This window comes from Anaerosphaera multitolerans, from assembly GCF_004006535.1.
In the GTDB taxonomy this organism is placed as follows: Bacteria; Bacillota; Clostridia; order Tissierellales; family Peptoniphilaceae; genus Anaerosphaera; species Anaerosphaera multitolerans.
Genome location: NZ_RLIH01000011.1, coordinates 63,838 through 74,115, shown reverse-complemented (window position 1 = coordinate 74,115; position 10,278 = coordinate 63,838). Strand labels below are relative to the sequence as shown.

The window sequence follows — 10,278 nt, the reverse complement described above, 5'->3', positions numbered from 1 at the left end:
GACCGACATTTACTGTCGGTCCCTGTGTTTTAAATTTTATAACTCTCTCCAAATATTTCCTTCTTTTGAACTTCCCACAGCTGCATGAATAAACTTCACTCCCTCAACTCCATCAAGAACTGAAGGAAAATCCAAGTCCTTATTGCTAATACTACTTCCTTCTAATTTTTTACAAATGGCACCCATAAAACTGCGGTAGTGGTTAGCTATGGCAAATACCAACCCCTCAGGATGGCCGGCAGGTATGTGGTTTAATTCAGCTGCTCTTCCCCCTACATAAGCTGTTCCTCTATGATAAATCTGCTCAGGTTCCCCTTTCCTTACAACTTTTAAATAATTCGGATCTTCCTGAACCCACTCAATTGAACCCTTAGTTCCAAAAACTCTTACTACTAAACCGTTTAAATGTCCCACACATACTTGAGAACTGCTATATACACCGTGTACTCCATTTTCATATTCCACAATTATATTTGCGTTTAAGTCCAGCTCCTTGCCATAGTAATCCAATGATGCCAATACTTTTTTAGGATGAAGTCCTGTAATATAGGCAACGGTATTTTCAATGTGAGTTCCAATATCTCCTACGCAATTTGATATTCCCGAAACCTTTGGATCCGTTCTCCATATGGACAGATTTGTATCGGTATTTTCATCTTCACCCACTTGGTCTATAAGCCAATCCTGAAGATATTCGGCATTTACATTTAAAATATGGCCTATCTCTCCATCTTCCACAAGCTGTTTTGCCAATTTAACCATTGGATAACCTGAATAGGTATACATCACCCCGAAAAACAAATTTCTATCTTTAGCCAACTCTGAAAGTTCCTTGGCTTCTTCAACTGTAAAGCAAAGTGGTTTTTCACACATAACGTGAATATCCGCCTCTAAAAAAGCCTTGCTGATTTCAAAGTGAGTGGAATTCGGAGTAACAATACTTACAAAATCTATTTTATCCTCTCTATTCTTTTCTCCCTCTGCCATTTCCCTATAGTCACTGTAAATTCTATCTCCACTTAAATTATAAAACTCTCCACACTTTAAATTTTTTTCACTATTGGTGCTAAAACACCCCGCAACCAATTCGGCAGTTTCCTCCAAAGCAATGGCCTTTCTATGAACTCCTCCTATAAAGGCATCTAAACTGCCACCAACCATTCCATAACGCAACTTTCTCTTCATACGTCCTCCTTAATTAGCCATAGCACTGTCAAAGGCAAAATCAGAAGCCTTAAAATCTATTTTTCTTACAAATTCCGCAGCTTCTCTAGCTCCAAATTCACGTTCCATTCCGCTGTCTTCCCATTCAACGGAGAGAGGTCCTTGGTAGTTATAGGCATTTAATACGCGAATTATACTTTCAAAATCCACATCTCCGTGACCTAAAGATCTGAAGTTCCATCCTCTTCTCAAATCTCCAAAGTCAATATGAGATCCTAGAAGTCCGCTTCTGCCATCTAAGGTTACAGCGGCATCTTTCATATGTACATGGTATACTCTATCTATAAAATCTTCTAAAAATATATGCGGAACTACTCCCTGCCAAATTAAATGACTTGGATCAAAGTTTAAACCAAACTCCGGTCTATCCTTAAATTTTTCCAACAGTCTCTTTGTAGAATAATAATCAAAAGCTATTTCGCCCGGATGGACCTCTAGCGCAAATTTTATACCATTTTCCACAAACACATCTAGTATAGGCGTCCATAGGTCATAAATTTCCTGAAATCCCTTCTCTACCATTTCTTCCGAAGTCTGCGGGAAGGAGTAAATATATTTCCAAATAGGTGAACCTACAAATCCAGTTACTACATAACACCCCAACTTCTTAGCTGCAATTGCGGAGTATTTCATAGTTTCAATAGCCCATTTCCTTATTTCTTCAGGCCTGTCCGCCAACTCTGCAGGCGCAAAATTATTTAACCTCGGATCATTATAATCTCCCACACACTGTCCTATAATATGTGTACATAGGGCTTCGCATTTTAAATCATATTTCTCCAAAAGCTTTTTAACATCCAGAACATAACTGTCATCTTCAGCTGCTCTCTTAGCATCTAGATGGTTGCCCCAACATGCAAGCTCCAAGCCATCATATCCAAAATCCTTAGCCTTTCTACAAACCTCTTCCAGCGTAAGGTCAGTCCACTGTGCCGTCATAAGCGTTAACAATCTTCCCATAATTACCTCCTCTTTTAAGTAAATTATATTGAACTACAAGCTATATCAATTTAATTATATCATTTTCCCCATATTCATTCTATCTTTCTCACTTAACTAAATTAAAGTGAAAAAGGGTATATTTTTAATAACTACTTTGAAAGGATGTTTGATATGAAATACTATCTATTAAACAACGGAAATAAAATTCCCGCTTTGGGTTTCGGTACCTATACTATTACCGATGAACCTACCTTGAGAAAAGTTTTACTTCAATGTGCAAATTCCAACTATGAATTAATTGACACAGCCTATGTTTATGGTAATGAACACATAATAGGTAAAATTTTAAAAAAAGAAAATCTACTGGATACTTTTCAAATTGCCACAAAAATTTGGCCGGCAGAATTTGGAAGGGAGGAAACTAAAAGAGCTGTTGAGCGTTCCCTTAAACTTTTAAAGAGGGATTATATTGACATTATGTACCTTCACTGGCCTGGAGACGATATGGAAAAGTCATGGAAGGTATTGGAAAACTACTATGAACAAGGTATTTTTAAAAATATCGGCGTCAGCAACTTTTATGAGAACCATATAGATAAAATACTGACTACAGCAAACATAGTCCCTCAAATTAATCAAGTGGAAATCCATCCTATGCTCCAAAAAACTCAACTATTAAAATATTTGAAAAGTAAAAACATTCAACCAATGGCTTGGAGTCCTCTTGCCAAAGCTGACTTGGAACTCTTTGAAAATAAAACTATAGCCGCTCTTGCAAATAAATATAAGAAATCCGTAGCACAAATAATACTCTCTTGGCATATTTCAAGAAATACAGCAATCATTCCAAGAACTACTAAAGAAAAAAGAGTTGCTGAAAATATTGATATCTTTAACTTTAATTTATCTACAGAAGATCTTAGAGAAATTGAAAAGTTAGATATTGGCAAGCACACATCCCAAAGCCCTGTAGATGAAAAATGGCTTAAATCAATTAGATATGAGGACTTTATTTAAAGTAAAAATCTGGCATTAGCCAGATTTTTATTGTTCTTCCTTTAATTCATATGTATCCTGTTTTTTCCTTAATTCACTTTCAGGCACCCAATGTTCAAAATTCCAAGGGTCTTTCTTTATAACTCCGTCAGCAAAAGGAATAAATATGGAAATTATTGCAAGTATTGCCAAAAGCCATTGATACCATAATAGCGGTATTACTTCAAAGGCCGACACTGCCCCTCCTGTAAGGGAGCCTATCATTAATATTTGTGCCCCATAAGGTATGGCTCCCTGCATTACACAGGCAAAAATATCCAGTAGTGAAGCACTCCTTCTAGGATCTACTTTGTAGTGTTCACATAGCCCACGCGCTATTGGACCGCTTACTATTATAGAGACAGTATTATTGGCGATTGCAACATCAGTAACACTTACCATTGCCGCAATTCCAACTTCTGCAGATTTAGGACCCTTAATTATCTTTTGAACTTTTTCAATAAGCCACAGTAATCCGCCTTCCTTACTTACCATTTCAGCCATTCCTGCTATGAAAATGGAAGTTAGAAACACCTCCATCATTCCCATCATTCCATCATATATTGATTTCCCCAAATCTAAAAAGGAAATTCCCGCAGCAAATACTCCTATAACTCCTGACAGTACTATACCAATCCCCAACACTGCAAATACATCCATTCCTCCCAGCGCAAAAATCAAGACAAATAGGTAGGGCAGCACTTTTATAAAGCTATAACTTCCCGTCTCTATTCCCACAGCCACGTCAGGTCTTCCAAAGATTAAAAGTAATATAAAGGTAATTATTGCTGCAGGTAATGCTATTACAATATTGCATTTAAATTTGTCTCTCATTCCGCATCCCTGCGTCCTTGTAGCCGCAATGGTGGTATCGGAAATTACAGACAGGTTGTCGCCAAACATTGAGCCTCCAATGGCAGCTGCCATCATTAGAGGATAGTTAAGTCCGGTTTTTTCCACTATTCCAATGGCTATTGGAGCAATAGCCGCCAATGTACCCATTGAGGTTCCCGTTGCCAAGGCCATAAAGCAAGCTATTATAAAAATTCCCGCAGTGGCAAAATGAGGCGGTATTACAGACAATCCTAAATTAACAACTGAATCTACTCCACCCATTAGCTTTGAAACTTCACTAAAAGCTCCTGACATTAAATAAATCATACACATTATTATAATGTCTTCATTTCCTACTCCTTTTGCAAAGGTAGTAAATTTTTCGGCCATAGTTCCCTTAAACATTATAAATGCAACTGCAACACCTATTAAACAAGCAGTAGGTGCAGGAAATTGATAAAAAGCCATCTCCACACCTTTTGTTTGTAAGTAAATTCCCGATCCAAGGTAAATTACTATAAATACTAAAAAAGGAAGTAAAGCGACTCCTCTAGGACGAATTTCTCTTTCTTTCATATAGTTTAACTCCTTTCTAAAACATACTGAAAACAAGGACAATACTTCTAGAAACGTTTTCTAACTATATGATACTATATTACGCTACCATGTGATTATACCAAAACTTTATATGGAATATAAAATAAATTTATAAGCACTTTTTATGGAGAATAACTTTTTAAAGATTCATTCATTATTTTAATAAATTCCTCAGTTAGTATAGATGGTTTCTTATCCTTTAAATGAATCCAACCAAGACACATCTCCTCTGACACGTCTTTTAAAGGTATGGATTTTACATCTTTTGGAATAACATGAGAAATTAAATATCCCGTTCCAATATTATAAGCATTACTATTAGAAATTACATTTAGCATAGTCCCCCTATCGTAAACTACAATTTTTTGTCTTATATCATAGTCAAAGGATAATTCTTCCGCCAGTGCTTCCTCGCCGTTTTGTTCATAGCAAACCATGGGAAAATCAACAAGTTGATTTTTAGTAATATATTTTTGTGAAGCAAGGGGATGCTTATTATTTAAAAACACATGTGGTTTTACGCTATGACATTGATGGAATTCCAATGACTTCTTTTCTAAAACCTGAGTTAAAAAGTTTTTGTTGTTTTCAGTTAAAAATATAACACCCAATGCACTTTTTTGATTATATACATCATCTATCGTAGCTAAAGTTCTGGTCTCTTTTAGGCTGAGAACGTAATCCTTATCCTCATAATTTTTTAAAAATTTTAAAAATGCATCTACTACAAAGGCATAGTGTTGACTGGATACTTGAAACTGTAAATTTTCTTCATTGCTTTTTGCCACATAATGTTCTTGTATGTATTCAAGTTCACTTAAAATGTTTTTTGATATTCGTAAAAATTCAATTCCGTCTTCTGTAAGTAAAACTCCTTTGCGAGATCTTTCAAATATAGTTATGCCTATTTCCTCCTCCAAGTCTTTAATTGACTGGCTTAGTGTAGGTTGCGAAACAAAAAGATGTTGTGCCGCTTTGTTCATGGATTTAAAGTGAGCTATTGCATCTACATATTGTATTTGTTGAAGATTCATTTTAACCTCCCAATCTTTATATAAAATAATAATAACCTATATAAATAGAATGTATTAGCGATTAAATACAGATAACTATACAATATATTATAGAATACTTAGAGTTAATATACTAATTTTTAATAAGTTTAGTACATAATTATTAAATTCAGAAAGGTAGGATTATTATGAAAAAAGGATTTAGAACAGAATTAATCCATTCCGGAGAGAACGAAATGGCAAAGAAAATTGCGCAATCAGTTTCAGTACCAAAAGTTGTACCTATTTATATGAGTAGCGTATTTAGTTTTGATGACGTCCCTTCCCTAGATGCAGTTTATGAAGGAACTGAAGATGGATATGTCTACTCACGTATGGCAAATCCTGGGATCGATTGTTTAAATGACGTATTAAAAACTGCGGAAGGTAGTGAAGATTCTCTGGCTTTTTCTTCCGGAATGGCTGCTATAATAACTTCTATAATCTCCAATGTAAAATCAGGAGACCATATTATCTCCTCACCTGTACTATATGGTGGAGTTTATGATTATCTAAAAAATGAAATTACTCGCTTTGGTGTGGAAGTGGATTTTGTGGATTTTCTAAACGATGACTTTGAAAAATATATTAAACCGAACACAAAAGTTATCTATACTGAAACAATTACAAATCCCCTTATGGAAGTTATGGATTTAAAGACGATTTCTCAAAAAGCCCATAAACACAATTTAAAAGTAATAGTTGATAATACTTTCGCCACACCTGCAATCTGCCGTCCTTTGGAGCTGGGCGTAGATATAGTGGTATATAGCGGTACCAAGTATTTAAACGGCCACAGCGATATTATCTGCGGAATTATTACTGCTAATAAAGAAGATATAGAGAATATAAGACGTTATTCCACTTTATATGGAGCTACTATAAGCCCCTTTGATGCATGGGTACTTACTAGAAGTATGCGTACATTGGAACTTAGAATGCGTCAACACAGCGAAAACGCACAGGTACTGGCAGAATATTTGGAGCAACACCCAAAAGTTGAACGAGTATACTATCCGGGACTTCCCTCTTCCAAGTTTTACAACTTAGCAAAAAAACAATTTATAAACGGCTGGTGTGGAGGGATGTTAAGCGCCGATATTGTTGGAGGAGAAAAGGGAGCTTCAGATTTTATAGCTGCCTGTGAAACAGTTAAATTCGTTCCAAGTCTAGCTGGTGTAAGTACGTCAATTTCCTACCCTGCTAAGACTTCTCATCGCGCCTATACTGCTAAAGAATTAAGTGATTGCGGAATTTCCATGGGCCAACTTAGATTTTCAACAGGTTTGGAAAATATTGAAGATATAATTAAAGAATTTGACAGAGCCTTTAAAGTAGTGACACCTTAATTAAATACTATTTACAATGGAGTGATTAAATGGAATGTAATAGCTTAAGAGAGGTAGCTCTTTCAGCAAAAAGAAAATATAATTTTTTTCAAAATAAATCCAAGTACTTCATCTATTCTCTATTTGCAGGAGCTTACTGTTCCATTGGTATGGCTTTAGCCTACAATGCTGCTGCAGGATTTTATTCAGTCCCGGCTCTTAGAGGAATAGTAAATTTAATAATGGGAATTACTTTTGCTCTATCCTTTACTTTAATAGTATTTGCAGGAGCGGAGCTATTTACTGGAAATATTTTTGTTTTAAATACCGGTACGCTGTTTAGAGAAGTTTCTTTTAATAATACCTTTAAAATTTTAATATTTTGCTATTTTGGAAATATACTGGGAGCCTCTATAATGGGAGTAATTATATCTCTTTCAGGAGCAATGGGAGGTACTGTTGCAGATATGCTTAAGGAGTTTTGTCAATCAAAAGTAAGTTTTCCTCCGATTCAATTGATTTTTAAAGGCATTATGTGCAATGTGCTAGTATGTTTAGGTACGTGGATGACCTATAAGATTAAATCTGAAGCCGCTAAAATGATGGCACTTCTTTGGGCAATTGTAGGTTTTGTAACTCCAGGATATGAACATTGCATAGCTAATGCAGGACTTTTCACTATGAACGCAATTTCAAACTCCATTGGAACAAATTATCTTCAAGGCATTTTTATAAATATGACCTTTGTCACTTTGGGAAATATTATTGGCGGTCTATTAGTCGCTCTGGGTTATTACTACGCCAATTGCAATTTTAAAAATTCCAATGAACAATTATGATATAATGATTAAAAATAAATTGGAGGTAAAGCATGAAATATTTCACTTTAAATAATGGAAATAAAATTCCGGCCATAGGCTTTGGAACCTATACTCTTACAGACGAATCTCTATTAAGGGAAATGTTAATTGAGTGTGCCAGATGTAATTATGAACTTTTAGATACTGCTTATTTTTACAAAAATGAAACCTTAATAGGTAAAATTTTAAAAGAAGAAAATCTGGAAAATAAATTTCAAATAGCGACTAAGGTCTGGCCTATTGACTACGGTAAAGAAAATACCAAAAAGTCCATTGAGCGTTCACTTAAATCTTTAAACCGAGACTACATAGATATTATGTACCTCCACTGGCCCGGTGACGATATGGAGGAATCCTGGAAGGTTTTAGAAGATTATTATGAACAGGGAATCTTTAAAAATATTGCAGTATGCAATTTTTATGAGAAACATATGGATAGATTATTAAGCGTTGCAAATGTAGTTCCTCAAATCGACCAAGTTGAACTTCATCCGCTACTTCAAAAAAGTCAATTACTTGAATATTTAAAGTCTAAAGACATTCAGCCGCTGGCTTGGAGTCCTATTGCAAAAGCCGATAAGGAATTATTTGAAAACGAAAAAATTATTGAACTATCTAATAAATATAATAAGATCGTCGCCCAAATAATTTTAGCTTGGCATATTTCAAGAGACACTGTTGCCATTCCAAGAACTTCAAAAGTAAAAAGAATTTCAGAAAATATAGATGTCTTTGATTTTAAGTTAAGTAATGAGGATATGGAGATGCTAAAACCGCTTGACATTGATAAACACACTTCCAACAGTCCTTTAAATGAGAATTGGCTTAATGAAATAAGGTATGGTAAATAAAAATAATAAAAGGTCTGTAGCTAATTTGTACAGACCTTTTAAATTTAAATTTTTATCACAAAGTTAAAACTAAATAGTTAAAAAAATTATTTTATTTCCAGTACATCTCCCGTTGCAATATAATCTAACTTATCTTCCATTACTTTCTTCATTTCTTTAAATGCCTGATCTCCTGTGCAATGGCAGGTATAGAATTTAGAATCCAACTCATTTAACTCGGCTGCTAATTTATCAACTACTTCACTTGGCTCGGTAACTTTATTAGATGCACTGAATAAATGAAATCCACCAATTACCACATCAATTTTTTCAACGTGCTTTAAGGCCGCCTTTACTATATTTGTGATTCCCCTATGAGAACATCCGGTAAATAAAATATTCCTTCCTTGTTCCCTTATTATTAAATTCTGCTCATGAATAAAGTCATCTTCTCTACCATCTTCTTTTAAAAGAACACTGTTGCTCTTAGTTTTAAATTGACCCTCTACATCTGAAAACAGAAACAATTCTTCATCAATTTCCAAGCTGTCTCCGACAAATACCATTCTTTCATTTTTTTCAAATTCTTTTTTTAACCCAATATATTTATTTGAGTCAGTTGATTTTACATAATGAGGAGCAAAGGCATTTTTATTTATATATATTTTAGCTTTTACATTATTTTCTAAAAATGTTTTTAATCCGCCGCCATGATCATAATGTCCATGGGAAATTATAACAGTATCAACTTCTGAAATATCCACATTTAGTTTTTCCGCATTTAGGAAGAAAGTGTTATCAGGTCCTAAATCAAAAAGTATTTTGTGCATTTTTGTTTCAATATAAAAGCTTAAACCGTGTTTTGCCTTTAAGTTCTCAATCTTTGAAGTATTTTCCACTAAAGTTATTATTTTCACAACCATCCCTCTTTCTTACATTAATGATACCATAAAAAAGATGGACTTCGCTTAAACAAAGTCCACCTTCTCTATATTCTTACTAATGGTTTGTATAAAAACATCATTACTACAATTTCCACTATTCCTTGAATTATAATCTTTGGCAATCTAGGAATTAAAACAATCATATACGGATTTCCATAAAGTCCGGACAACCAAAGAGTGTTTAAAAGCAAGTTTATTATAATTGCAACTAAAAGTACACTTATAACTACTGCCAATTTAAAATTTCCATCTTTGCCTTTTTTTCTCAAGAACAACATATACACTATGCCGGGTAACGCTCCGGTTAAAATTGAACTGAAAGTAAATCCGGGGTGGATAGCTGAGCCCATAGGATTAATTAAAACTCCAACTATATCTGCTACAAATCCCACTATACCTCCAACTATTGGACCGTAGAAAAGTCCTGTTAACATAATTGGAATCGGTCCAAATCCTATTCTTATATTTTCCGTTACCATAATGGATAGGAACCTAGTTAGAATAATGGATAAGGCAGCGAAAAAGGCAGCCCTCACCAAAACCTTAGTCGTCATCTTCGGATACAAACTACTAACTTCATTATTACTTTTTTCCATCAAAAAAAGCCCCTTTCAATAAAATCAAAGTAGGGC

At 34.6% G+C, this 10,278-nt stretch carries 10 protein-coding genes; 4 read left to right on the top strand and 6 right to left on the bottom strand.

Translation table 11 applies throughout. From position 1 onward, the window contains the following. Positions 1-36: 36 nt before the first annotated feature. Together EF514_RS08025 and EF514_RS08020 are read right to left on the bottom strand one after the other, a co-directional pair. Complete coding sequence (locus tag EF514_RS08025; protein ID WP_127724923.1) at positions 37-1,185, bottom strand: Gfo/Idh/MocA family protein; 1,149 nt, start codon at positions 1,183-1,185, stop codon at positions 37-39. 9 nt (positions 1,186-1,194) lie between these two features. Continuing rightward, the gene (locus EF514_RS08020) at positions 1,195-2,184 is read right to left on the bottom strand and encodes a sugar phosphate isomerase/epimerase family protein (RefSeq protein WP_127724922.1); all 990 of its coding nucleotides are present in this window, start codon (positions 2,182-2,184) and stop codon (positions 1,195-1,197) included. Between the two features lie 153 nt (positions 2,185-2,337). Here EF514_RS08020 and EF514_RS08015 point away from each other — a divergent pair, with 153 nt between their 5' ends. Then, a complete protein-coding gene (locus EF514_RS08015) occupies positions 2,338-3,183 on the top strand; it encodes an aldo/keto reductase (protein WP_164845578.1) in 846 nt (281 codons plus the stop codon). A 27-nt stretch (positions 3,184-3,210) separates the two neighbouring features. On the opposite strand, the gene EF514_RS08010 is transcribed toward EF514_RS08015, so the two are convergent. Together EF514_RS08010 and EF514_RS08005 are read right to left on the bottom strand one after the other, a co-directional pair. Then, the gene (locus tag EF514_RS08010; protein WP_127724920.1) at positions 3,211-4,611 is read right to left on the bottom strand and encodes a Na+/H+ antiporter NhaC family protein; all 1,401 of its coding nucleotides are present in this window, start codon (positions 4,609-4,611) and stop codon (positions 3,211-3,213) included. A 143-nt stretch (positions 4,612-4,754) separates the two neighbouring features. After that, positions 4,755-5,666 (bottom strand): LysR family transcriptional regulator, encoded by a 912-nt coding sequence (locus EF514_RS08005; RefSeq protein WP_127724919.1) that lies wholly within the window; start codon positions 5,664-5,666, stop codon positions 4,755-4,757. A gap of 167 nt (positions 5,667-5,833) precedes the next feature. On the opposite strand from EF514_RS08005, the gene EF514_RS08000 reads away from it, so the two are divergent. Genes EF514_RS08000 through EF514_RS07990 form a run of 3 tightly spaced genes read left to right on the top strand, consistent with a single transcriptional unit; the run spans position 5,834 to position 8,723 of the window. Then, positions 5,834-7,033: a trans-sulfuration enzyme family protein gene (locus EF514_RS08000; RefSeq protein WP_127724918.1), complete on the top strand. Its 1,200-nt coding sequence runs from the start codon at positions 5,834-5,836 to the stop codon at positions 7,031-7,033. A gap of 29 nt (positions 7,034-7,062) precedes the next feature. Then, on the top strand, positions 7,063-7,851 hold the full coding sequence (locus tag EF514_RS07995; protein WP_127724917.1) for a formate/nitrite transporter family protein: 789 nt from the start codon (positions 7,063-7,065) through the stop codon (positions 7,849-7,851). A gap of 32 nt (positions 7,852-7,883) precedes the next feature. Next, a complete protein-coding gene (locus EF514_RS07990; RefSeq protein WP_127724916.1) occupies positions 7,884-8,723 on the top strand; it encodes an aldo/keto reductase in 840 nt (279 codons plus the stop codon). Positions 8,724-8,809: 86 nt separating this feature from the next. Here EF514_RS07990 and EF514_RS07985 read toward each other — a convergent pair whose 3' ends face one another. Together EF514_RS07985 and EF514_RS07980 are read right to left on the bottom strand one after the other, a co-directional pair. Next, a complete protein-coding gene (locus EF514_RS07985; RefSeq protein WP_127724915.1) occupies positions 8,810-9,619 on the bottom strand; it encodes an MBL fold metallo-hydrolase in 810 nt (269 codons plus the stop codon). 71 nt (positions 9,620-9,690) lie between these two features. After that, positions 9,691-10,242: a folate family ECF transporter S component gene (locus EF514_RS07980; RefSeq protein ID WP_240649039.1), complete on the bottom strand. Its 552-nt coding sequence runs from the start codon at positions 10,240-10,242 to the stop codon at positions 9,691-9,693. Between the last annotated feature and the right edge of the window lie 36 nt (positions 10,243-10,278).

Excerpts from the sequence above, each read along its gene's own strand:
- EF514_RS08025 (WP_127724923.1), bottom strand. The coding sequence starts at position 1,185 with ATGAAGAGAAAGTTGCGTTATGGAATGGTTGGTGGCAGTTTAGATGCC.
- EF514_RS07995 (WP_127724917.1), top strand. The coding sequence starts at position 7,063 with ATGGAATGTAATAGCTTAAGAGAGGTAGCTCTTTCAGCAAAAAGAAAA.
- EF514_RS07990 (WP_127724916.1), top strand. The coding sequence starts at position 7,884 with ATGAAATATTTCACTTTAAATAATGGAAATAAAATTCCGGCCATAGGC.
- EF514_RS08015 (WP_164845578.1), top strand. The coding sequence starts at position 2,338 with ATGAAATACTATCTATTAAACAACGGAAATAAAATTCCCGCTTTGGGT.
- EF514_RS08020 (WP_127724922.1), bottom strand. The coding sequence starts at position 2,184 with ATGGGAAGATTGTTAACGCTTATGACGGCACAGTGGACTGACCTTACG.
- EF514_RS08000 (WP_127724918.1), top strand. The coding sequence starts at position 5,834 with ATGAAAAAAGGATTTAGAACAGAATTAATCCATTCCGGAGAGAACGAA.
- EF514_RS07980 (WP_240649039.1), bottom strand. The coding sequence starts at position 10,242 with ATGGAAAAAAGTAATAATGAAGTTAGTAGTTTGTATCCGAAGATGACG.
- EF514_RS08010 (WP_127724920.1), bottom strand. The coding sequence starts at position 4,611 with ATGAAAGAAAGAGAAATTCGTCCTAGAGGAGTCGCTTTACTTCCTTTT.
- EF514_RS08005 (WP_127724919.1), bottom strand. The coding sequence starts at position 5,666 with ATGAATCTTCAACAAATACAATATGTAGATGCAATAGCTCACTTTAAA.